This is a genomic window from Amycolatopsis sp. M39 (genome assembly GCF_001651785.1).
In the GTDB taxonomy this organism is placed as follows: domain Bacteria; phylum Actinomycetota; class Actinomycetes; order Mycobacteriales; family Pseudonocardiaceae; genus Amycolatopsis; species Amycolatopsis rubida.
In genome coordinates this window covers 445,593-468,442 of record NZ_LWSF01000005.1, presented here as the reverse complement: position 1 = coordinate 468,442, position 22,850 = coordinate 445,593, and the positions used below count along the sequence as shown (strand labels likewise).

The 22,850-nt window shown below is 68.9% G+C and carries 22 protein-coding genes and 3 pseudogenes; 13 read left to right on the top strand and 12 right to left on the bottom strand.

Features of this window, described 5'->3' with window-relative positions; all coding sequences use genetic code 11:
* Nucleotides 1–3 precede the first annotated feature (3 nt).
* Complete coding sequence (locus A4R44_RS49000; RefSeq protein WP_067581013.1) at nucleotides 4–516, top strand: cation diffusion facilitator family transporter; 513 nt, start codon at nucleotides 4–6, stop codon at nucleotides 514–516.
* A gap of 413 nt (nucleotides 517–929) precedes the next feature.
* Here the strand turns inward: A4R44_RS49000 and A4R44_RS48995 are convergent, their stop codons facing one another.
* The 10 genes and pseudogenes from A4R44_RS48995 to A4R44_RS45705 all read right to left on the bottom strand — a co-directional run bounded on the left by A4R44_RS48995 (nucleotide 930) and on the right by A4R44_RS45705 (nucleotide 8,114).
* Complete coding sequence (locus A4R44_RS48995; protein WP_067581011.1) at nucleotides 930–1,187, bottom strand: hypothetical protein; 258 nt, start codon at nucleotides 1,185–1,187, stop codon at nucleotides 930–932.
* Nucleotides 1,188–1,313: 126 nt separating this feature from the next.
* Nucleotides 1,314–1,922 (bottom strand): hypothetical protein, encoded by a 609-nt coding sequence (locus A4R44_RS52395; protein WP_369805903.1) that lies wholly within the window; start codon nucleotides 1,920–1,922, stop codon nucleotides 1,314–1,316.
* A gap of 29 nt (nucleotides 1,923–1,951) precedes the next feature.
* Nucleotides 1,952–2,365, bottom strand: coding sequence for a hypothetical protein (locus A4R44_RS50345; RefSeq protein WP_255366111.1), 414 nt, complete (start codon nucleotides 2,363–2,365; stop codon nucleotides 1,952–1,954).
* Between the two features lie 47 nt (nucleotides 2,366–2,412).
* Nucleotides 2,413–2,679: pseudogene (locus A4R44_RS52390) on the bottom strand (glucose-6-phosphate dehydrogenase); the annotation flags it as partial.
* Between the two features lie 215 nt (nucleotides 2,680–2,894).
* A complete protein-coding gene (locus A4R44_RS16660) occupies nucleotides 2,895–3,812 on the bottom strand; it encodes a Dyp-type peroxidase (protein WP_095213380.1) in 918 nt (305 codons plus the stop codon).
* Nucleotides 3,809–4,141 (bottom strand): hypothetical protein, encoded by a 333-nt coding sequence (locus A4R44_RS16655; protein ID WP_067581006.1) that lies wholly within the window; start codon nucleotides 4,139–4,141, stop codon nucleotides 3,809–3,811. Before A4R44_RS16655 ends, A4R44_RS16660 begins: the two co-directional genes overlap by 4 nt.
* A 2-nt stretch (nucleotides 4,142–4,143) precedes the next feature.
* Entirely contained in the window at nucleotides 4,144–5,322 is a 1,179-nt protein-coding gene (locus tag A4R44_RS16650) for a CdaR family transcriptional regulator (RefSeq protein WP_067581004.1), read from the bottom strand.
* Nucleotides 5,323–5,326: 4 nt separating this feature from the next.
* Nucleotides 5,327–6,445: pseudogene (locus A4R44_RS16645) on the bottom strand (AAA family ATPase); the annotation flags it as partial.
* 15 nt (nucleotides 6,446–6,460) lie between these two features.
* Nucleotides 6,461–6,568: pseudogene (locus A4R44_RS52385) on the bottom strand (Hsp70 family protein); the annotation flags it as partial.
* Between the two features lie 670 nt (nucleotides 6,569–7,238).
* Nucleotides 7,239–8,114 (bottom strand): nucleoside hydrolase, encoded by an 876-nt coding sequence (locus A4R44_RS45705; protein WP_095213378.1) that lies wholly within the window; start codon nucleotides 8,112–8,114, stop codon nucleotides 7,239–7,241.
* A 166-nt stretch (nucleotides 8,115–8,280) separates the two neighbouring features.
* Between A4R44_RS45705 and A4R44_RS16630 the strand changes: the two genes are divergently transcribed.
* The 12 genes from A4R44_RS16630 (at nucleotide 8,281) to A4R44_RS16575 (ending at nucleotide 20,609) form a co-directional block, all read left to right on the top strand.
* Nucleotides 8,281–9,792, top strand: coding sequence for a class I adenylate-forming enzyme family protein (locus A4R44_RS16630; protein WP_067580997.1), 1,512 nt, complete (start codon nucleotides 8,281–8,283; stop codon nucleotides 9,790–9,792).
* Entirely contained in the window at nucleotides 9,789–10,958 is a 1,170-nt protein-coding gene (locus tag A4R44_RS16625; RefSeq protein WP_067580995.1) for a thiolase family protein, read from the top strand. The genes A4R44_RS16630 and A4R44_RS16625 overlap by 4 nt, the downstream gene beginning before the upstream one ends.
* Nucleotides 10,949–11,335, top strand: a complete 387-nt coding sequence (locus A4R44_RS16620; protein WP_067580992.1) for a Zn-ribbon domain-containing OB-fold protein — start codon at nucleotides 10,949–10,951, stop codon at nucleotides 11,333–11,335. Before A4R44_RS16625 ends, A4R44_RS16620 begins: the two co-directional genes overlap by 10 nt.
* Before the next feature lie 38 nt (nucleotides 11,336–11,373).
* Nucleotides 11,374–12,156 carry an IclR family transcriptional regulator gene (locus A4R44_RS16615; RefSeq protein WP_067580990.1) on the top strand — a complete coding sequence of 261 codons (783 nt, stop codon included), beginning with the start codon at nucleotides 11,374–11,376 and terminating at the stop codon, nucleotides 12,154–12,156.
* Nucleotides 12,157–12,172: 16 nt separating this feature from the next.
* Complete coding sequence (locus tag A4R44_RS16610; RefSeq protein ID WP_067580988.1) at nucleotides 12,173–13,729, top strand: methylmalonyl-CoA mutase family protein; 1,557 nt, start codon at nucleotides 12,173–12,175, stop codon at nucleotides 13,727–13,729.
* Nucleotides 13,726–14,022, top strand: coding sequence for a cobalamin B12-binding domain-containing protein (locus A4R44_RS16605; RefSeq protein ID WP_095213376.1), 297 nt, complete (start codon nucleotides 13,726–13,728; stop codon nucleotides 14,020–14,022). Before A4R44_RS16610 ends, A4R44_RS16605 begins: the two co-directional genes overlap by 4 nt.
* A gap of 349 nt (nucleotides 14,023–14,371) precedes the next feature.
* Nucleotides 14,372–15,730: an MFS transporter gene (locus A4R44_RS16600; protein WP_067580986.1), complete on the top strand. Its 1,359-nt coding sequence runs from the start codon at nucleotides 14,372–14,374 to the stop codon at nucleotides 15,728–15,730.
* A 22-nt stretch (nucleotides 15,731–15,752) separates the two neighbouring features.
* On the top strand, nucleotides 15,753–16,742 hold the full coding sequence (locus A4R44_RS16595; RefSeq protein ID WP_198545321.1) for an aldo/keto reductase: 990 nt from the start codon (nucleotides 15,753–15,755) through the stop codon (nucleotides 16,740–16,742).
* Between the two features lie 12 nt (nucleotides 16,743–16,754).
* Nucleotides 16,755–17,549, top strand: coding sequence for an SDR family NAD(P)-dependent oxidoreductase (locus tag A4R44_RS16590; RefSeq protein WP_067580982.1), 795 nt, complete (start codon nucleotides 16,755–16,757; stop codon nucleotides 17,547–17,549).
* Entirely contained in the window at nucleotides 17,546–18,415 is an 870-nt protein-coding gene (locus A4R44_RS16585) for a carbon-nitrogen hydrolase family protein (RefSeq protein ID WP_067580980.1), read from the top strand. The genes A4R44_RS16590 and A4R44_RS16585 overlap by 4 nt, the downstream gene beginning before the upstream one ends.
* A complete protein-coding gene (locus A4R44_RS16580) occupies nucleotides 18,412–19,782 on the top strand; it encodes an amidase (protein ID WP_067580978.1) in 1,371 nt (456 codons plus the stop codon). The genes A4R44_RS16585 and A4R44_RS16580 overlap by 4 nt, the downstream gene beginning before the upstream one ends.
* Complete coding sequence (locus A4R44_RS16575) at nucleotides 19,779–20,609, top strand: LLM class F420-dependent oxidoreductase (RefSeq protein ID WP_067580976.1); 831 nt, start codon at nucleotides 19,779–19,781, stop codon at nucleotides 20,607–20,609. The genes A4R44_RS16580 and A4R44_RS16575 overlap by 4 nt, the downstream gene beginning before the upstream one ends.
* 84 nt (nucleotides 20,610–20,693) lie before the next feature.
* Here A4R44_RS16575 and A4R44_RS16570 read toward each other — a convergent pair whose 3' ends face one another.
* Entirely contained in the window at nucleotides 20,694–21,452 is a 759-nt protein-coding gene (locus A4R44_RS16570) for a glycoside hydrolase family 75 protein (RefSeq protein ID WP_202506016.1), read from the bottom strand.
* 235 nt (nucleotides 21,453–21,687) lie between these two features.
* Complete coding sequence (locus A4R44_RS16565; RefSeq protein WP_067580972.1) at nucleotides 21,688–22,815, bottom strand: serine hydrolase; 1,128 nt, start codon at nucleotides 22,813–22,815, stop codon at nucleotides 21,688–21,690.
* Nucleotides 22,816–22,850 lie beyond the last annotated feature (35 nt).

Here is a 22,850-nt window from a genome sequence, read left to right as displayed (position 1 = left end):
AGCATGACCGCACAGCGGCCCAGCCAGGCGGGCGAGAGCCTGACGACCGTCCTCGTCGCGATGAGTTCCACCATGCTGATCGCGGCGGCGATCACCGGTTCGGCGGCGATGCTCGCCGAGACGGCGCGTTCCTGGGCGGACACCGGCAACGGGGTGTTCCTGCTCGTCGGCGAACGCAAGGCGGGCAAGAGCCCGGACCAGACCCCTCCCCTCGGCTACGGCCGGGGCGGCTACGTGTGGTCGATGTTCGCGGCGTCCGGGCTGTTCGCCGTCGGGGCGGCGGTCCCGGTCTGGCACGGGATCCAGTCGCTGCGCGCACCGGAGGAAACGTCCTCGTACGCCTGGGCTTACGCGGTGCTGGGCGTGTCGCTGCGCCAGACCCGGCGCGGCGCGTCCGGCCGTTGCGGTCCGTGCTCGTCGCCTCGAATCCGGTGCTGCGCGCGGTGTTCGCCGAGGACCTTTCGGCGCTCGTCGGCCTCCTGGTCGCCGGGTCGGGCATTCTGGCCCACCAGCTGACCGGCGACGCCCGCTGGGACGCGCTCGGCTCGATGCTGGCCGGGCTCCTGCTCGGCGCGGTCGCGATCTTCCTCATTACGCGCACCCTGGACTTCCCCACCGGGGAGAGGGTCACCCCCGCTGGCCCGCAACCGGGCATTGCGGGTTCTGCTTGCGCACGAGGCGATCGAGCGGGTCAGTTTCCCGCACAGGGAATGGGCTGGGCGCGGACAAGATTTTTCTTGTCGCCGCGGTCGACCTGTCCGGCGACGCGCCCGAATCGGCGGTCGCGGCGCGGGTCAACGAGGCGCAGGACGCGCTCAACGACCGCCCGGAGATCCAGCGGGTGGCGCGCCCGGGCGATCCGACCGACCTGCGGCCTTCTCCGCCTCCCGACTGGTATGTCGAGTGCCCCGGGGTGCGTCGCGGCCTGGCTACGGGGCCAGCACAGCGAAACCCGGCTCGGCTTCCGCGGCGGCGTGGTCGTCGAAGGAGAAGGTCTTCACTTCGGGGACGATCCGGCGGAACGCCGCCTCGCTGAGTGCGGCGTCCTCCAAGTGCCGCAAGCCACCGGGAAGGTTTGCCAGAGCTGAGTCGTCGAGGCGGTCCAAGACCACAGTCGGCCTCGGCGCGCCGGGTCCGGCGCCGTCGATCGCAGTCGCGCCGACGTTGCGGACCGCTTGGGCCAGCAACGAACCGATTCCCCTTGCCGGAGCCCGTCGTGCGGGCGCACCAGCGCCGTCTCCAAGATCCCCATCGCGGTGCGTCCCGGCCCGATCATGATCGCGGCCGCGGGGTACTCCAGAGTGCCGGGGATTTCATGCACGGTCTCGACCGCTCGTTCGGCATAGCCGCCGCCCTGTCCTGAATAGACGGCGACTCGCCTGCCCCGCCAATGGCGCGGCACTCCTTCTCCGACCCGGTGGGCGAATCCGGCCATCGCGTGTCCGGGGATCGGCGTATGCGGCTGCACGGGCTCCGCCGCGCAAGCCCGCACCGCGATCCCGGGCTGCCCCGCGGCCGGGTGCAGGGTCGCGACTTTCTCGCAGGCCAAACGACCCGGCTCGTACTGTCGAACGGCACGCATGATTCTCCTCCACCAGGTCGTCCGCGGCGGACGGTCCCCAGGTTCCCGGAGCGGACAAGCGTGCCGGGCGGGGATACGCCAGTGCTGGCCGCAAAATTCGCCAGCTTTCCGCTACCGCGTCCTGCCAGGCGAAGAGCCGGTCGTCGCCGGCAAGGGCGTCCGCCAGCAGGCGTTCGTAAGGCGAGCGCGGCGTGCCAAGGTCCCGTTCGAAGGTCCTGTCCAGGCGCACCGGACGCCATTGCCGCGCACTGTCCAATCCAGACAGCCAGAGCCGGGACGCCGGGTCCGGCGAGATCCGCAGGACCAGCTGGTTGGCCTCGACCTGTGCGGCGTCGGGCAGGAAGCGCAGGCGCGGGGTGTGGTTGAAGATCAGCCGGACCTCGGGTGGCGCTCGCGGGCAGGCATTTGCCCGCGCGCAGGAAGATCGGCACCCCGGCCCAGCGCCGGTTTGAGCGCCACGTAGGTTTCGGTGTCCGACCCGGCGGCCACCCCGTGCACGCCCTGGTAGCCCTCGTACTGTCCGCGCACGCAGTCGTCCGGCACGACCGCCGGGATCGCCCGGAAAACCTCGAGTTTCTTCGCGCGCAGGTCCGCCAGCGCGTCCATCGCCACCAGCGCCAGCAGTTGCGGCAGATGGTTCTGCACGACGTCGCGCAGTGCCCCGACCTGGTCGTAGAACCGTCCGCGTCCGGCGACGTCCAGTTTCTCGGCCATCGTGAGCTGGATCGCGGCCACGCTGTCGCGGTCCCACAGTTCGGCGAGCACATGGTTCGCGAACCGCAGGTACTCGATCTCAGTGACCGGTTCCTTGCCGAGGAATGGTCGACCAGGAACACCTGCCGCTCGTCGAGGACCTCGTTCAGGCGTCGGCGCAGTTCCCGCGCTGAGGCCAGATCGCTGCCGAACGGTTTTTCCAGCGCCACGCGGGCGCCGCGGTCAGGTGGTCGACGACGGTGGCGAACAGCGAGGGTGGCAGCGCCAGGTAGTACAGCGGCCTGGCGGTCAGGCGTTCGGCGAGTCCCTGGTACAGCCCGGGATCGGTGGCTCCGCCGCTGAGGTAGGAGGTAGGACAACCGCCGGGCCAGCCGGGCGAACACCGCGTCGTCGAAGCCGTCGACGGCCTTCTCCACGCAGCGGCGGGCCAGTCCGGTGAACTCGGCCCGCGACAGCTGCGCGGTGGCGGCGCCGATGACCGGACAGCGCAGTTCGCCGCGCTGCTCCAACCGGTAGCGCGGGAAGGGTCATTTTCGCCGCGAGATCCCCGGTGATCCCGAAAATCACCAGGGCGCCGGCGTTCCAGTCCGCCATCGGCTCAGTCCTGCCGCACCGGCGGACTGTCGAGGAAATCGGCCGTGGGCACGAAGAACAGGCTGCCGGTGACCGCGGTCGACACGTCGAGGAGGCGGTCCGGCGGGTCCGCGACGAACATCCGTGCCAGCATTTTCCCGGTCACCGCCGGATCGGCCGCGTAACCGCAGAAGTATGTGCCGTATTCGCCGCGGTCGATGGAGCCGAAGGGCATGTTGTCGCGCAGGATCTTGTGCTCGGTGCCGTCCGGGTCCTCGATGGTGGTGCGTGCGACGTGCGAATCCGGCGCCTTCCGCGCGTCCGGGTCTTCGACGTCGTCGGCCAGGTGCCTGCCGAGGGACCGGTCGCGTTCCTCGACCGGCATCGCCGTCCACTTGGCCAGGTCGTGGAGGTATTTCTGCACGATCAGGAACGACCCGCCCTCGAACGGGCCGTCGCTGATCAGCGCCGCGCGGGCCGCGGCGGCGTCGGCGGGGTTTTCCGTGCCGTCGACGTAGCCGAGCAGATCCCGCCGGTCGAAGTACCGGAACCCGGTGGTGGCGTGATACACCGAGACCGCGTCGCCGAGCCGGTTCACCACGCGCCGGGCCAGTTCGAAGCACGAGTAGTGCCGCGTCGCCCAGATGTGCAGGAACACGTCGCCGGGGGTGGCGGGCGCGTGATGCCGTGAACCCGTCAGTTCCTGGAAGGGGTGCAGTCCGGTGGGGTGCGGTCCAGTGAAAAGCCGGTCCCATGCTGGCGAACCGAAGCCGGTCACCCAGGTGAGGCGTTCGTCCGGCAGCGGGAACGCCACCGAGCGAGCCGTCCCGGCGAGGTCGGGCACCAGGTCACCGACGGCGGCCTCTCCGCCGGGATTGATCGTCAGCGTCAGGAAGACCGCGCTTTCGCTCAGCGGGGCGAGAACCGGTTGCGGGGTGGTCAAAGCAGGCTCGCCTCGTCCGGGGCTACCTCGCAGGTGCGCTCGCGGCCCGGCGGAGCCGACACCGAGGTGACCGTGCCGGTGCCGCAGCCGCGCCAGGCCACGGTGCCGCCTTGCGGCTCGTCGCGGCTCGATCCGATCGGCCCTTGCGCGGCGGTTTCGGCCGGGCCGACGTGGTAGGTACGGATGTTGTGGCCGGTGCCGTCGACCCCGGTGACTTCGTAGGCGAAGATCGCGACGCGTTGTCCGGCGGCCGGGAAGTCCGGCGGCCACGGGTTGCCGAAGAGCCCGCCGGCCGGGGTGCCGAGGGTTTTCGCGGTGATCTGGTCCATGGTCAATTCCGTTGAGAGTGGGCTTGAGTGTCGACGCGCAGTGCTTGCATCGCGGTGACCAGCTCCGCCAGGTCGCGAGGGTCGGTCAGTGACCGGTCGGTGAGCTCCCGGATCCGCCGCAGCCGGTAGCGGACGGTGTTGGCGTGGCAGTGCAAGGTCTGTCCGGCGCGTTCGGAGGAGCCGCCGCCGGAGAAATAGGCTTCGAGAGTCTCCAAGAGCACATCGCGTTCGTCGGCGGGCAGATCCAGAACCGGGCCGAAGACCTGGTCGCCGAGCCGCCGGCCTTCGTCGGGGTCGTGGGCGACGAGCGCGGCCAGCGGGCTGGGATCGAATGCGCGGACCTCGACGCGTTCGGGCGAGGCACCGGCCAGCGCGGTCCGCGCCAGGTGCAGCGCGCGCGGGGTGTCGGCGAGCGACGTGTACAGCGGGCTGACCCCGGTGCGGGTCAACGCCACCTCAGTGAGCACGGTGAGCACCGCGCGGTATTGCTCGTCGCGCAACGAGACCAGCCCGGCCTGCAAGACCGGAGTGAGCTGCCACGCCGACACGATGCCGAGCTGCCCAAGCCGCCCTTCGATGCCGGCCAGGCTCTCCTCGGCCAGCCCGCGCGTCTCGGCCGCGACGACGGCGAGTTTGCCCTCGGGAGGCAGGCCGAGCAGCCGCCCGGCTTCCCACGGCCCGGCTTCGGCGAGACGCTGGCCGGTGAACAGGGCTTCGGCCAGCGCGGAGCGACGCCGTTGCTGGGCAACGAGCAGCTCCGCGCTCGCTGTCCGATAAGCCTCGGTCACGCGCACCGCGTGTTCGTCGGTGACCTGCCAGAGCAGACCGGCCGCGTCGATCAGCACGTCGGTGTCGCCGGTCTCGCGGGCGTGGGCGGCCAGCAGGTCCCACACCATCGCGGTGCCGATCCGGTACACCTGCAGCACCTCCGGCAGCGGCGCGCCCTGGTGCGCGCGCCTGCTGCCGGTCTCCCGCGGTGCGCCCTGGTCCGGGTCTTCGGTCCCGCCGAGCGCGTCGACGAGGAACCGCACGTTGACCGCGATCGAGCGGTGCAGGTCCGCGCGCGGCACGATCTTCTCGTCCCGGTAGAGGTCGATCCGCTCGCACACCGCCGCGCAGATGTCGTCGATCAGTCGCGGCAGCCGTTGCCGGACCCACGCGACGAGCTCGCCAGTGGTCATCGGATCACGCCGCCGCCTCGCGGTCCCAGCACGTCACGGAGAGCACACCGTCGTCGAGGCTGACGTCGACGACGGTGTTGTCGTGCGCCTCGCCGCCGAGCAGCGCGCGCCCGATCCGGGTCTCGACCTCGCGGGCGAGGAACCGGCGCAGCGGCCGGGCGCCGTAGACCGGGTCGAAACCCTGTTCCGCGATGAAACGCAGCGCTTTGCCGGACACCTCCAGCGTCATGTTCTGCTCGGCGAGCCGCTTGCGCAGGTCGCCCAGCATCAGTTCGACGACCCGTTCGATCTCCGGCAGCGTCAACGGCTTGAACAGCACGATGTCGTCGATCCGGTTGAGGAACTCCGGCCGGAAGTGCCCGCGCAGCGCGCCCATCACCTCCTCGCGCGCGGACTCGGTGATCTCTCCTTCGGCGTTCACCCCGTCGAGCAGGAAGGTCGCGCCGATGTTCGAGGTCATGATGATCACGGTGTTGCGGAAGTCGACCGTGCGGCCCCGCGAGTCGGTCAGCCGTCCGTCGTCGAGCACCTGCAGCAGCGTGTTGAACACGTCCGCGTGCGCCTTCTCGATCTCGTCGAACAGCACCACCGAATACGGCTTCCGCCGCACGGCCTCGGTGAGCTGGCCGCCCTCGTCGTAGCCGACATACCCGGGCGGCGCGCCCACGAGCCGCGAAACCGTGTGCCGTTCCTGGTACTCGCTCATGTCGATCCGGACGATGTTGTCCTCGGTGTCGAACAGGTCCGCGGCGAGCGCCTTCGCCAGTTCGGTCTTGCCGACCCCGGTCGGGCCCAGGAACAGGAATGACCCGATCGGACGGCGCGGGTCCTTGATCCGCGACCGCGCCCGGATGATCGCGTCCGCGACCAGCTGCACCGCCTCGTCCTGCCCGATCACGCGCTCGTGCAGCAACTCGTCCAGGCGCAGCAGCTTCTCCCGCTCGCCCTCGTGCAGCCGGCTGACCGGAATGCCGGTCCACCGCGACACGACCGCCGCGATCTCCTCCTCCGTCACGACCTCGCGGAGCAACCGGGTGCCCGCCTGCCGCGTGGCGAGCAGTTCTTCCCCGCCTTCCAGGCGACGCTCCAGTTCCGGCAAGCGCCCGTGTCGCAGCCGCGCGGCCAGATCGGTGTACGCGACCACCGACGGGGTCGTCCGAGCCCCGTCCGCGTTGGCGATCACCTCGGGCTGGCCGCCCTCCAGCACCGCGATGACCGAATTGGTCGTCCCCAGGTCGATGCCCACCGCTTTCGCCACGACGCGTTCCTTTCTGGGATTTCTTCTCCTGCCCGAACGCCTCCGGACCAGGCGAGTTCGAGGTCTGGTGTACTGGAGGGAGAAAGGCCCGTCAAGACGAAACGATCTTCGTCAGCGGGTTTTCCAGCGCAATTGTCGGGCGATTGTGGGGAGCACCAAAGAATATTGTTCCGCGACACAAACGGCTGCTTCGCCGCACGACTCATCCGCTTCGCGTGATCAAGTCGCACAGTTCCCGCAGCGCCCTGGTTGCCAACGGGGCGTTCCGGCGGGACTGGTCGAGCTTCCTCGCCATCCCTGTCGTTGAGGCAAGCGTGCTACGGCCGGAACGCCGCGCTACTCCTAGGGGATCTCCAGACCCACGCCCCGGGCCAGCGTCCGCGCGGCCTGGCTGCCTGCCAGCGAGGGGTGCTCCACCATCGCCCGGCGCAAGTCACGGAGTCCCCCGGAGGGAACCTCGATCGAACTCAGCGGCGACGAATTCGGCGTTCCCGGCGACGTCGCGCAATACCACGCAAATCGTCCGCCGAAAGGGAAGTCAAGGCTTCAGCATGGGTACGCTCTCGCCCATGAGGCGAGTAGGCGGAATTCGGCGAGAAATTTCCACGAGACACTCCCCTGGCACCGGATCAAGCACGGCCAGGCAGCAAAGCGTGCATTAACTGGTCAAGCAGGGCGCTGGTATCAGCGACGACGGCGACAGCTGCCGCCGCCTCGTGCGCCGCCTCGGCAGTCCGGGTCTGGCCACGCCGCCGCTCCCCGAGCTCGACCGCGACCGACGCGCGGCGGAACGTGGCGATCTCCTGGTCGAGCAGGATCGCGGCGGCCACGGGATCATGCAGCGGGAAAGCCGGCAACTTCCCTGGCATGGCAAGGAGCATCGCTGCCATCCGCCCCACAGCCGGTCTTGATCGGCGGCGAGATGTTCGAGCCACAGCCGGGTGACGGTGGCCTTGCGGGTCAGGTCGAGGGGAACCACTGCCAGGTCGAACCCGGCCGCTACGACCCGGGCAGCCGCTTCGGGATCGTGCCACACGTTGCTTTCCGCGCAGTCGCTGATGTTGCCCTTCACCTCGAACGCGCCGGCCATCGACACCATGCGTCGGACCAGCCGGGGCAACTCGGGTTCGGCGTCCAGCGCGAGCGCGACATTGGTGAGCGGGCCCAGAGTCAGGAGATCGACCCGCCCGGGGTTTTCCCTGGCAAGACGCACTAGCTGCCCAGCGGCGGTTTCCTCCCCGACGGGCTTCCGCTTCGGCGACCCCGCCGCTGTGCGGAGGAGATCTTCAGGATGGGCGAGATGCAGAGGACGGGCGAGCGGCTCCGACGCCCCTACCGCGACCGGCGTCGAATGATCACCCGCGATCTCGAGCACTCGCAAGCCGTTGTCGGCCGCGGCCGTCGCGGTCACGTTGCCGTGCACTGAACCCACGCCGACGATCTCGACGCCAGGAGCACGGGCAAGGAGGACGAGGGCAAGCGCATCGTCGATACCGCCGTCCTGGTCGACGATGACGGTGGTCGTGGTCGTCATAAGGCATCTTCTCCGGAGACCGGCAAACGACGCAATCTTCGACGACAGCCGAGCCGGAGAGCATGGAAGCGGACATCCTCGGCGGCACCCTCTTGACAGGGCGTTTCACCAGACAATACGTTCTTGTCGCTAGATGAAACACCCTTCAGCGAGGGAGGCCGCTCGGATGGTTCTCGACACCGCCTACCTGCTCCGCCGGGCCGGGGCCGCGCACCGGGGCCTCACCGCGGTCGACGACGGGCCTACGGCGCGCACGTTCGGCGAGCTTCTCGATCGCGCGGAGCGGCTGGCCAATGCCATGGACGCGCTCGGCATCCCGGAAGGCGCGAGTGTCGGGATCCTGTCCGACAACCGCACGGAATTCGTCGAGACCGACTGTGCTCTCGCACTCGGGCGGCGGGTTCGGGTAGCGCTCAATGCGAGGCTGCATCTGGAGGATTTCCGTTACGTCGCCGAGGATGCGGAGCTCAGAGCGCTCTTCTTCGCACCGAGGTTCGCGGCCGCGGCGCACGCGTTGGCCGAGGAGTTCGGAATCGCGGTGATTCCGTTCGAGGAAGACGCCGGTTTTGAGCACTCGTTCGAGGATCTTATCGCGAAAGCACAGAACGAGCCGGTGTTGCGCGGCGGTGACCCGGAAGGGGCGGCCTGGATTTCCTACACCTCCGGGACAACTGGACGGCCCAAGGGAGTCGTGTTGTCGCACCGGGCGTTGCGCGAGGTGGCGTTGAACTTGCTGCTGGAGCTGGCACCGGTTCGCGAGGGGGAAATGATTCTGCTCACCCAGGCCGTTTCGCACGCGTCGGGGTATTTCGTGTTGCCGTATTTGATCAGTGGCGCGGGCGTGCATGTCATGCCGAAGTTCGATCCCGACGAGGTGTGGCAGCGCTCCCGCGAGGGGCATTTCCGGACGCTCAAAGCGGTTCCGGCGATGCTCGAACCATTGCTGGACGCGGCGCGCGGCGAGTGGGGGTTCGAGACGATCGTCTACGGCGCTTCCAGCGTGGCGTTGCCCGTCCTGGAGCGCGCGCTCGACCGGTTCGGGCCGACGTTGGTGCAGGACTACGGGCAGTCCGAGGCGCCGATGACGATCACCTGCCTGGGCAAATCCGACCATCTTGACGCGCGGGCCAGGCAGTCCGCGGGCAGACCGTGGCGGTCGGTGGCCGTCGAGGTGCGCACCGAGGACGGCCGGGTGGCGCGGGCTGGGGAGATCGGGGAAGTTTACGTTCGGGGATCGCACGTGATGACCGGGTATCACCGCAAACCCGAGGCGACGGCGGCGGTGCTGGTCGACGGGTGGCTGCGCACCAAGGATCTTGCCCGGGCCGATGAGCGCGGGTTTGTTCATCTACAGGGACGCAACGACGAAATGATCAATTCCGGCGGGTACAACATCGCGCCTCGTGAGGTGGAGAACGCATTGTCGGCGCACGCCGCGGTGAGCGAGGCGGTGGTGCTGGGGCTGCCGGACCCGCGGTGGGGCGACGCGGTCACGGCGGTGGTGCGGTTGCGCGACGCACGGGCCGCCTCCAGCCAGGAGTTGATCGAGTTCGTCCGGCCCCGGCTGGGGATTCGCACGCCGCGGCGGCTGGAGATCTGGGACGCCATTCCGCGCACGCCGTACGGAAAGGTCGACCGGGCCGAACTCCGGGACAAGCTGCTCGGAGGGCTCGAATGAACATCGACATCCTCGGCGTCGGGATGCATCCCTTCGGGCGCTATGCCAGTTCCTCGTTGAAGGATCTCAACCGCGTCGCCTGTGTGTCCGCGTTGGTGGACGCGGGGCTTGCGGTACGCGACATCGACGCGGTTTACGCGGCCAACGCGATGGCGGGATTGTTACAGGGGCAGGAGATGATCCGCGGTCAGTCCGTGATGCGAGAGATCGGGATCGAGCGGGTGCCGGTGACGAACGTCGAGAACGCTTGCGCGAGCGGGTCGACTGCGTTACGTCAGGCCATTCTCGCGATACGCGCCGGATCAGCGGAGGTCGTGCTGGTCGCGGGCGTGGAGAAAATGTTCGTGGCGGACCGGTCCCGGACGCTCGCGGCGTTGGAATCGGCGGGCGACCTCGACGTGGTGTCCGGCATCGGGTTGCAATTCACGGCGGTCTACGGGATGCGGCTGCGCAGGCTCATCGCCGCGGGCAGGCTGACGGTGGACGATTTGGTTGCTGTTTCGGTGAAGAGTCACGCCAATGGCGAGCGCAATCCGTATGCGCAGCACCGGAAATCCGTCAGTCCGGAGGAGGTGCTGGGGTCGCGGCCGATCGCGGATCCGTTGACGTTGTTGATGTGCAGTTCCATCTGCGACGGTGCGGCGGCGGTCGTGCTGGCGCGGCGTGGTGCGGTGCCAGCAAGCGAAAGGCCGGCTGTCCGGATCAGAGCCGCGCAGGCGGCGACCGGGTATACGACCACTGGGAGCGAGCCGTCGCTGACCGAACTGTGCGCGGCGGCGGCGTACGAAGAGGCGGGGTTCGGGCCTGAGGACGTCAACGTCGCCGAGGTGCACGACGCGATGGCGCCCGCCGAGCTCATCGCGTACGAACAGCTCGGCTTCTGCAATCCGGGCGACGCGGGGGCGCTGCTCGACAGCGGCGCGACCCAGATCGATGGCTCCCGTCCGGTCAATCCCAGCGGCGGCCTGTCCTCGCGCGGGCACGCGGTGGGGGCCACCGGGTTGGCGCAGGTCGCCGAGCTGACCTGGCAGTTGCGCGGCGAGGCCACCGGACGGCAGACCCAGCAGCCGCGCATCGGCCTGGCCCATAACAACGGCGGCTGGCTGGAGGGCGAATCAGCCGTCTCCTGCGTGCATCTGCTGGAGAGGACCGATCCATGGGACTGAACGCCGCCTTGCAGGTTCCGGCGACCGGAGAACGGCCGCGCGACAACGGGCACGCGCTCGTCGGCAGCCGTTGCGGACAATGCGACGCGACATCGTTCCCGGCACGCGCTGTCTGTCCTAAATGCGGCCTAGCCGCACCTGCCGAGCACACCTTCGCGGCGACGGGCGTGTTGCTCACCTACACGACTGTGCACGTCCCGCGGCCGGGGCTGCCCGCACCGTACACGCTCGGCCAGATCGCTCTCGACGACGGCGGGCCGATGGTGTTCGGCCAGGTCCGGACGGAGGGGGCCGAGCCCGAGGCGGGGATGGCGGTGCGCGTCCGGATCGGCGAGACGCCGCGCTACTGGTTCGAGCCCGAGCGTTTCGCTGGTTGATACGGTGACCTCAGTCGAGGAGAACGCAGAGGTGGCCAGTGACTGAAACCCCTGACGGCTCCACGGTCCGCGCGGTCAGCCGGGCGGTCGACATCCTCTTCGCGCTCGGGCACAGCCCGCTGACCCTCGGTGACGTCGCCGAGGTCGTCTCGCTGTCGAAGCCGACGACCTACCGGCTGCTGAGCACGTTGCGCGCCAAGGGAATGGTCGTCCAGGACCAGACCAGCGGGCACTACGGGCTCGGCCCCGGCTGCTTCCACCTGATGTCCTCGATCTCGAACGGCAACGCGGGCTTCATCTTCGAGGCCACCGACGCGCTGGAACAGCTGCGCGACGTGACCGAGGAGACCGTCGCGGTGCACGTGCGCGCCGGCCGCTCCCGCATCTGCGTCAAGGAACTCCCCAGCCCGCACCTCATCCGCTACATCGCGGGCGTCGGCGTGTCCGAGGGCATCCACACCGGTTCGGCGGGCAAGACGCTGCTCGCGTTCATGCCCGAGTCCGAGCGCGAGCGTCTGCTCAAGGACCTTCCGCTCAACCCCACGACGCCGAACACGATCACCGACCTCGAAACCCTGCGCACCCAGCTGACGCGCATCGCGGCCGAGGGCGTCGCGCACAGCCACGGCGAACGGGCGGTCGGCGCGGTCGGCGTCACCGCGCCGATCACGGACGCGAACGGCTTCGCGCTCGCGGCACTGAGCGTCATCGGACCGGAAGGCCGTCTCGGCAAGGCGAAAATCGCCGAGATCGAACGGAACGTGCGCGAAGTCGCGGCCCGGATCTCGGCGACGGTGTCCGGAGCATCCGAGGTGGACTGAACGAGACGGAGGTCCAGTGCCCCACGACGGCGACGACAGCACCACGGCGAACGACGGCCGGGTCCCGGTCCGCGCGCGCTACGAGCCGACCAGGGCCGAACCCGCGCTGAAGGCGTGGAGCGACAGCCGGATCGCCGAGCCAGGGCCGTTCCGGCCGCGTTTCATGGTCTACTCCGGGCTCGGCCCGCCCGCGATGACCGCGGAACGGCTCGCCGTGCTCCAGGAGGTGGGCGCGGAGTCGTTCCTGCTGGCCGCGGACCTGCCCTCGCAGCTCGGTTTCGACCCCGACCACGAACTGTCGCACGCTCAGGTCGGCCGCGCCGGGGTGTCGTGCGCGACGCTCGACGACTTCGCCACGATCTGCTCCCGGCTCGACCTCACGGCCGCCGACAGCGTCGGGATGCTGCAGAACTCGCTCGGGCACGTCGCGCTCGGGATGGTCCACAGTGTTCTGTCCGATCGGGACGCGCGGCACGTGAAACTGGTGATGCAGAACGATCCGCTCAAGGAATTCACCGCACGCGGCACCGAGATCCACTCGCCCGCGCAGGCGCTGCGGATCGCCGCCGACTGCGTCGCGTTCGCCATCGACGAGGACATGCCGGGCGCGGCGCTGACCGTCTGCTCCAACCATTACGACGTCGCGGGCGCGGGCCCGCTGCTGGCGGTGGCTTTCGCGTTCGGCAACGCCATCGCATACCTGGACGAGCTGGCCGGCCGCGGCTACGAACCCGCGGACGTCGCCGGGAAGCTGATGTTCTTCCTCAACGAGCGCAGCGATTTGTTCGTGGAGGCTTCGGTTTTCCGCACGGCGCGGATCCTGTGGAGCGAGATACTGCGCGACCGCTACGGCATTCCGGTCGCCGAGCAGCCGGTCGCGAAGCTCATGGGTTACGCGCACGGGCTGGAATCCGCCGACGAACCGCTGGTCAACATCCCGCGCGTGACACTCAGCGTCCTCGGTTCCATGCTCGGCGGCGTCGATTACCTCTGCGCGACCGGTTACGACGAGGCGTTGCGCATCCCGTCGGCCGACGCCGCCGCGCTCGCCGTGCGCACGATGCAGGTCGTCGCGTACGAACACGGCACGTTGACGACGATCGACCCGCTCGCGGGCAGCGCCAAACTACGCGACGTGGACGAGCGGGTGATGCGCAAGATCCGGCTCGAACTCGACCGGCTCACCGAGGCCGGTGGGCCGCTCGAAGCCATCGAGAACGGCTATATCGCTGCGCGGATCGACGAAAACCGAGGTGCCCGTCAGGAACAGTTGAGGACCGGCGAGCGGCTCATGGTCGGCCACGGCGTATTCGATGCCACGGCGCGCGCCGAGTGGTTCGCGGGCAAGAGTTCGGGCGAGATCGACTTCGCGAAAGTCGAGCGAGAGGCCGTCGAGCGGATCACCGCGCACAAACGCCGCCGAGACACCGCGCTGGTCGACCGGGCGCTCAAGGCGGTCGAGACCGCGGCCGCGGGCACCGAGAACCTTGTCCCGTCCAGCATCGAGGCATTGCGGGCGGGCGCCACCTCCGCCGAGATCGTCGGCGCTACCCGGGAAGGGTTCGAGAGATGAAGCGCGTCGTGCTGGCGAAACTCGGGCTCGACGGCCACGACGTCGGCGTCCGGCTCATCGGCAAACACCTCGCCGACGCCGGGTTCGAGGTCGTCTACCTGGGCAAACGCGTGGCCACGGCGACAATCGTGCAGGTCGCGGTCCAGGAGGACGCCGACGCGGTCGGGCTCAGCTGCCTCAGCGGCGGGCTGGGCCACTTCGCTTCGCTGACCGTCGAGGGGCTGCGCCGGGAGGGCTCCGAGGCCCCGGTGCTCGCCGGCGGCATCGACNGCCCGCCGAGATCGACCGCATGATGGCGGCGGGCGTCCACCGGCATTTCGGGCCCGGCGCGTCGATGGAGGAGATCGTGGCGGCCTTCCGCGAGGCGACCTGACGCGTTCCGCCCTCGTGACGCTTGCTCGCGTCCGTCAGGGGCCGCATGCCGGACAGCACATCCCGCTTGCCTCGCCAACGCCCGCGATCAGCTCGAACCGCACCCGCAGCGCCGCCTAGATCTGTGGCATCGGACCGCGGACCGCGGCAAGACCCCTCTTGACCTGCGTGACCAGGGCGAGTAGACAATCCATATCACGTAGTGGTTCGCACGTTTCATTGTATGAAACGTTTCCCAACGGCCGTCGAAGGTGGCGGAAGGAGCGGGCAATGGCGCCGGCGCAGGAACCCACACAGGCACGACCCGAAACGAGGCTGGCCAAGGTCGCGGTGACCGCACTCTCGGCTTCGAGCATCGAGAACTACGACTTCTTCATCTACGGCACCGCGGCGGCGCTGGTCTTCCCCCAGCTCTTCTTCCCCGAGCAGACCGCGCTGACCAGCGCACTGCTCAGCTTCGCGACGTTCGCGGTCGGTTTCATCGCCCGGCCGCTCGGCGGCGTGCTCTTCGGCCACATCGGCGACGTGCGCGGCCGCAAGACGGCGCTGATCGGCGCGCTCGCCGGAATGGGGCTCGCCTCGACCCTCATCGGCTTGCTGCCGACGCATTCGGTGATCGGGGTCGCCGCGCCGATTCTGCTGGTGCTGCTGCGTTTCCTGCAAGGCATCGCGGTCGGCGGACAGCTCGGCGGCGTCGTGCTGCTCGCGATGGAAAGCGCGCCGCCCCGGAAACGCGGCTTCTTCTCCAGCTTCGCCCAAGCGGGCGGTCCGGGCGGCATCATTCTCGGCAATCTCGCGTTCATCGCGGCTATCCGGTTCACCTCGCCCGCCGCGTTCGAGGCATGGGGCTGGCGCGTTCCGTTCCTCGCGAGCGCAATGCTGGTCTGGCTGGCCATCCACCTGCAGCTGCGCCTTGAGGACACCGACGCGTTCCGCCGGCTCAAGCAGGTCAAGAAGCCGGACGCCGGACGCTCCCCCGTGCTGCGCGCGGTTCGCGTGCACTACAAGCAAATCGCGTTGGTCGCGGCCGCCTACATCGGCATCAACGTGACCTACTACCTGTTCATGACGTTCGCGGTTTCCTACAGCACGAACTCCGCGATTTTGGGGCTGTCGAAGGACACCGTCCTGCTCGCCGTGCTCGTCGCGGCCGGCGTTCAACTGGTCTTGCTCCCGGTGTCCGGCGCCCTCTCGGACCGCATCGGCAGGCGCACCATGCTGCTGGCGGGTTCGGGATCGCTCTGCGCCTTTTCGTTCGCCTTCTGGCCGCTGCTGAACACGAAGTCGACCTTCCTGATCCTCGTCGCGTTCATCGTCGGCCTCGGTCTGCTGCACACCACGATGTACGGGCCGCAGGGCGCTTTCTTCGCCGAAGCGTTCTCCACCGGGCTCCGGTATTCCGGCGTCTCGCTGGGCGTGCAGCTGGGCGCGGTCATCGGCGGCGCGTTCGCCCCGCTGATCGCCACGTCGCTGTACGCGGCGACCGGGTCCTCGGTGCCGGTGGCCATTTACATGGCGGTCGTCTGCGCGATCACGTTCGGCGCGGTACTGCTGATGCCGGAAACCCATCTGAAAGACATCAACGAACCGGTGGCGGCGGGCGAACCCGCCCGCGACCCGGCCGTCTGAGCAAAGGAGAAACAGCATGGCGATGCCCACCCGGCATCTGGGCAAGCTCGACGTCGGCGCCCAAGGGCTCGGCTGTATGGGAATGAGCGATTTCTACGGCAGCGGCGACGAAACCGAGTCGATCGCGACCGTGCACCGCGCACTCGACCTCGGCGTGACGCTCCTGGACACCTCCGACATGTACGGCTACGGCGCCAACGAGGAACTGGTCGGACGGGCGATCGCCGGCCGCCGCGACGAGGTCGTGCTGGCCACCAAGTTCGGCGTCGTCCGCGCCGAGGACGACTCGATGGCCCGCTCGGTGCGCGGCGACGCGGACTACGTCCGGCAGGCGTGCGACGCGTCCCTGCGCCGGCTCGGCGTCGACCACATCGACCTCTACCAGCAGCACCGGGTCGATCCGGCGGTCGAGATCGAGGAGACGGCCGGAGCGCTGGCGGAGCTGGTCGCGGCCGGGAAGGTGCGGCACATCGGGCTTTCGGAGGCGTCCGCGGAGACGATCCGCCGGGCGCACGCCGTGCACCCGATCACCTCGGTGCAGACCGAATGGTCGCTGTGGTCGCGCACGATCGAGGACGAGGTCGTGCCGGTCTGCCGGGAACTGGGCATCGGGATCGTGCCGTACTCGCCGCTGGGCCGCGGCATTCTCACCGGACGCTACCGGTCGGCCGGGGACTTCGAGAAGGACGACTTCCGGCGGACGTCGCAGCCGCGCTTCGCCGAGGGGAATCTGGAACGCAACCTGGAGTTCGTGCGGGCGCTGGAAAAACTCGCCGAGGAGCGGGGCGTTACGGCCGGTCAGCTCGCGCTCGCGTGGGTACACAGCCACGGCGGCGACGTCGTGCCGATCCCGGGGACGAAGAAACGGAGCAGGCTGGAGGAGAACGTCGCGGCCGTTGAGATCTCGCTGTCCGCCGCCGACGTGGCGGCGATCGAACACGCGGTGCCCGCCGACCAGATCGCCGGCGAGCGCTACTCCCCTGACCGCATGTCGTTGCTCGAAGGACCTTGACGGGTTGGTGAAATGCGTTTCGCAGAGCGTGTGGTGATCGTGACCGGCGGCGGTGGCTCCGGGCTGGGCCGGACGTTGGTTCGCCGCTTCGCCGCCGAGGGCGCCGCCGTGGTGGTGGCCGACCGCGACGAGGCGGCTGCCTGCCGGGCCGCCGCCGAGGTGGAAGAACAGGGCGGGCGAGCGCTGGCCGTCCGGACCGACGTCCGCAGCGACGAGGACGTCCGGTCCATGGCCGAAGCCACCAGATTCGCCTATGGCCGCATCGACGTCCTGGTCAACAACGCCTTCACTTCCCATCCGGCATCCATTCTGGACACTCGCGTCGAGGACTGGAACCGCGACCTCGACGTCGTGCTGACGGGTGCCTTCCGCTGCTCCCAACAGGTACTCCCGACGATGATCGACCAGCGGCGCGGGGTGATCGTCAGCGTCTCGTCGGTGAACGCGCACACCCACGTCGGTGCGGCCGGATACAGCGCCGCGAAAGCCGGGGTGGAAGCGCTGACCCGCAACCTGGCCGTCGAGTTCGCGCCCTTCGGGATCCGGGCGAACGCGCTGGTGCCCGGCACCTTCCGCACCGACGTCTGGAAGGACCGGGAGAAAATCGACCCGGACCTGCTCGACCGCCTCGCGACCTGGTACCCGCTCGGCCAGGTCGGCATGCCCGACGACATCGCGTCCGCGGCGCTGTTCCTGGCTTCGGACGAAGCTTCGTTCATCACCGGCAGCCTGCTGCCCGTCGACGGCGGACTGCTGGCGGGCAATCCTCAGTTCGCGCGCGACGTGCACCCGGAGAACCACCGATGAAGGACGAGGTACGCGTTTCGCTGGTGCAGTTCAGTTCCACGGTGCTGGACTGCCCTGGCAACGTCAAAAGGATGGCAGAGTTCGTCGAGCGCGAGGCAGCAGAGCACGGAGCCGAGCTGGTCGTCTTCCCGGAACTGAGCACCACCGGCTACATCCGCTCCGCGCGCGACGACGCCTATGCCGAGCACCTCTACGCAGCGTCGGAGCTGGTGCCCGGCCCGACGACGGAGGCGCTGGGCGAAGCCGCCCGCCGGAGTGGTGCACACGTCGTGGTTGGCATGTCACAACGGCATCCGCACATACCAGAGGTGCTCTACAACAGTGCCGTGCTGATCGACCCGTCCGGCGATGTGACCGGCGTGCAGCACAAGGTGCACCCGTGCCGTGACGAGAAGGAATACTACGTTCCCGGTGACGTGATCTCCGTGTTCCCCACTGCGCTCGGCACGCTCGCGCTCAACGTTTGCTACGACGTCCGGTTTCCCGAAATGGCCCGGGTGCAGACCCTCGCGGGCGCGGAGATTGTCGTGTCGCTGTGGGCCTCGGCGGTGCAGCCGGGGAAGGTTCCGTCGGACAGCATCGTCTCGCGGTGCGCGACGAGGGCGATGGAGAACGCCGTTTTCTTCTTGGGCTGCAACCGAACTGGCACCGACGACGAACAGCGCTTCTACGGTCGAAGCGCGGTCGCGGGCCCGAGCGGCGATGTCCTGGCGCGCTCGGACGACGACCGAGAGGACGCTGTCCGAGCGGTGCTGCTGGGTGCGAATCTCAAAGCGCAGCGCCGGTATCTGACGATCTTCCGCGACCGCAGGCCCGAGTTGTACGGCCGCGTCACCGAACCGCTTTCCCGTCCGGAGGCCCGATGACCTCGGATCTCAGCCAGTGGACGGCTGAACAACTCGCTGCCGCTTACGCGTCCGGCGACCTCTCGCCGGTAGACGCGACAAAGGCGGCGCTACAGGCGATCGACGCCCACGACGACCTCCGCGCCTTCGCCTACGTCGACCGCGAAGGCGCGCTCAACCAAGCTGTGTTGAGTGAACAACGCTGGGCCGACGGTCGCGCGCTAGGGCCGCTCGACGGCGTTCCCGCGTCGATCAAGGACCTCTTCCCGGCCCGTGGCCTCCCCACGCTGCGCGGTTCGCGTCGCACCGATCCGGCGCAGCCATGGGACGCTGACAGCCCTGCCGCGGCAACGCTCCGCACGAACGGTCTGGTCCTGCTCGGCAAGACCACGACTTCCGAACTCGGCTGGAAAGGCGTCACCGACAATCTCATCGACGGCATCACCCGCAACCCGTGGGATCCGACGCTGACCGCGGGCGGGTCGAGCGGCGGCAGCGGCGTGGCCGTCCGGGCCGGAATGGGCGCGGTGTCCGTCGCCACCGATGCGGCCGGTTCGGTCCGCATCCCGGCCGCCTTCTGCGGGGTGGTGGGCTTCAAGCCGACGCACGGGCGCATCCCGATGCACCCGCCCAGCGTCCTGGGCACCCTGGCGCACGCCGGACCGATGGCCCGCTCGGTCGCCGACGTCGCCGCGCTGACCGATCTCCTGGCTGCCCGGGACCACCGCGATCCCTCCTGGACGCCGGCGATCGGCGATCCAGTCGATCCCGTCCGAATCGCGTTCTCGCCAGCGCTGGGCCGCGTGACCGTGCAGCCGGAGATCGCGGCCCTCGTCGCCGGCACCGTCGCCGCGTTAGCCGGAACGGGCTTGCACATCGAGGAGGTCGATCCCGATTTCCCGGACCCGGCAAGCGCGTTCGACGTGCTGTGGTCCGTCGGCGTCGCACACATCGTCCGCCGCTACGGCGGCACGGCACCGCTCGATCCAGGTCTGCAAAGGTTGATCGAACGAGGCGCTCGGCACTCGACGGCCGACTATCTCGACGCGCAAAGCGCACTCGCCGCACTCGGCGTCGCCATGGGTGAATTCCACACCCGGTTCGACGTCCTGATCACGCCGACCATGCCGATCGAACCCTTCGCCGCGGGCCATGACGTGCCGCCGGGCAGCGGGCTGACCGACTGGCCGCAGTGGACTCCCTTCACCTACCCGTTCAACATGTCGCGGCAACCCGCGCTGAGCGTCCCGATCGGACTCACCTCGCGCGGTCTTCCGGCGGGCATCCAGATCGCCGGGCCCCGGTACGCGGACTCGACGGTGCTCGCGGTCGGCGCTCTGATCGAGAAATTACGGCCCGCGCTCGCTTATCCGCAGGAGGACGCATGAAGTTCGGCGTCAACACTTTCGTGACGGACGAGAGCGTCCGCCCGGACGCGCTGGGCCGTGCGCTGGAGGAGCGCGGTTTCGAAACGCTTCTCGTCACCGAGCACTCGCACATCCCGGTCAAGCGGGAGACGCCCTGGTCCGGCGGCGGCGAACTGCCGCGCGAGTACTACCGCACCTGCGACCCGTTCGTCGCCCTCGCCATCGCTTCCGCGGCAACGACCACGCTCACCCTCGGCACCGCCGTCGCTTTGCTGGCCCAGCGCGACGTGTTCCAGACCGCCAAGGAAGTCGCGACGCTCGACGTCCTGTCCGGCGGCCGAGTCCTTTTCGGGGTCGGAGTCGGCTGGAACCGGGAGGAAATGCGCGACCACGGCGTCGAACCGCGCCGCCGCGGTCCGCTGCTGAACGAGAAAATCGCCGCGCTCAAGGCGATCTGGACCACTGACGAGGCCGAATTCCACGGCGAGCACGTCGACTTCGACCCGGTCTTCTCCTGGCCGAAACCCGTGCGACGCCCGCATCCGCCCATCGCGATCGGCGGCGAAAGCCCGGCCGCGCTCGACCGGCTCGTCCGCTACGGCGACGAATGGATGCCCCGCGCGAAAACCCCGGTCGGGGAACTGCGCCGGGTAGCGTCCTGGCTGGCCGATCAGGGCCGCGCCGATGTCCGCACCACCCTCTGCGGAGCGGCCTTCGACTCCGATCTCGCCGCCTACGCCGAATCCGGAGTGGACCGCGTGACGTTCACGCTGCCGCCTCTGCCGGACCGGGAAACGCGGCAATACCTGGACACACTGAAGGAACACGTCGAACGGCGGACGCGCTGAGGCCGGGCCGATGTCCGTGAAGGGCACCTTGCGGGAATCTGATTCCCGCAAGGTGCCCTTCACGGACCTTCCGCAGCGCCGAAATCAGATGCCCATGCTCGCGCCGAGGCTGTCCAGCGCCTTGGTGACCATGCCCTGGGCAGTCTCGTTCAGGTTGGAGTTGGTGCCGTTCACGACCCAGTCCGAACCGGAGAAGATCACCACCGTCACGCCGTTGTCGACGCCGCCGTCAGTGCCGCTGCTGTTCATGCCGAGCAGCGAAGCCGCCTTCACCGACGCCTCGCCCAATTCTCGCGAGTCGTTGTCCGAAGTGTCCTGGTCGTTCGCGGTCTGCGTGTCGCCGAAGATCGCGCCGATCACCTTGCTCTTGTAGAACATCAGCGCGAACTGACGGCCCTTGATGCCGTGTTCCTTGTAGAAGAAATGCGGGCAAGGGCTCTTCTTGTCGTAGCAGTCGTCGCCGAGGACGTAGAACGGCACATGGTGCGCGCCGAGCGACTTTCCGTTGCTGTCCTTGAAAGTCGTCGAACCCTGGTGGTCGGGATCGGGGTCGGGGTCGCTGCCGTCGGTGTCGACGGCCAGCCCGGAACCGTAGGCGTAGACGCCCTTCGCCACCTGGTAGACGTTGACGTTCTTGGCCCGCGTCATGGTGTTGATGTGCGGTTTGGAATTGACCTTGTTCGCGTCCGTGCTGTTCTTCTTGACGCCGGCCAGCACCTGCGCGGCCGTATAGGACTTGGCGGCGGCATCGGCGGTTTCCGCGTGCGCGGAGTTGACCGCGAGCGGTACGGCGAGCGCCAGAGCGGCGCCGACCACAGCGAAACGCCTACGGGAGGATGACATGACCGGGCGACCTCCAGCCTTCATTAGGAAAACTTCCTAACATAGTGAACCATCCGTGACCGGCCGCTGTCACGAGGTGAGCTGGAGAAAATCCGCGGCGGCCCCCTGGTGCTGGGAATCCCCGCGGGACAGGTGCCGCTGACCGGAACTCACCCGCTCCCGGCGGACTGTCGGTGAGGGCCACCCTGAGGGAATCTGATTCCCTGAGGGTGGCCCTCACCGACCAGCGGAGGGGCTAGGAAGCGCAGTAGGACTTCAGCGCGGCGTTGCCGAGCGTGGTCTGGCCTCGGGTCGCCGCTCCGGCCAGATGGTTCTCGTTGGCCGCGACCAGCACCTGCTTGCTGCCGTCGTCGCTGGTCAGCCACAGGTTGTAGTACCCGAGCACGCCGCCGCTGTGATTCCACGCCAGTCCGCAGGCCGTCGGCGACAGGCCGATTCCCAGCCCGTACCGGTTGCCCGCGGTGTCGGCCGGCACCGTCGTCTTCAGCTCGGTCTGCTGCTGCGGCGGCAGGAGCTTTCCGCTCAACAGCGCGCGTTCGAACGTCGCCAGATCGTCCTCTGTGGACACAATGGCGCCCGCGGTGCCGAACGCCTGCACATTCGAGACGGTGAAGTCGTTGTAGAACACGCCGAGCGAGATGTAGTAGCCGTTCAGGTGATTGCCGCTCAGGCCGGGGTCGGCGGCCGGGAACGAGGTGTTGCCCAGCCCGAGCGGCTCGAAGACCCGCCGCTGGATCTCGGCGGCCGGTTCGTTCCCGGTCACCGCCTTGATCACCATGCCGGCGAGGACGTAGTTGGTGTTCGAGTAGTGGAACGCCGCGCCCGGCGCGCTCAAGGAGGGATGCGACGTCGCGATGTCCACCAGCGTCTGCGACGGCCACGCCTGGCGCGGATTGGTGTTCGCGACGTAGGAGTCGAGGAACCGCGAGTCGCCCGCGTAGTCCGGCAGCCCGGAGGTTTGGTGCAGCACCTGCCGGACGGTGATCTTGGTTCCGTCGTTCCCGTTGCCGTTCACCGCGCCGGGCAGCCAGCGGGCGACGGTGTCGTCGAGGGAGAGCCTGCCTTCGGCTTCCAATCGCAGCAGGACCGCCGCGGTGAACGCCTTGGTGTCGCTGCCGATCCGGAACTGCGCTTTCGGGTCCGCCGGGGTCTTGGTGGTGAGGTTTCCGTACCCGGCGTGGATGTACTGCGTGCTTTCGCCGTTCCGGACGAGTCCGATCACGCCGGGGTATCCCGCGCTGACGCCGGCCTGGGCTCCCGCTTGGAGGATTTCGGCGGGGGTCTCCGCCGAAGCCGGGCCGGCCAGGCCGGTCAAGGCGGCCGCCACGGCCACCGCGACGGCTCCGAAAGCTTTGCGTCTCATCGCACTCCTCAGCTCGGCGGTCGCCGGGTTCCCGG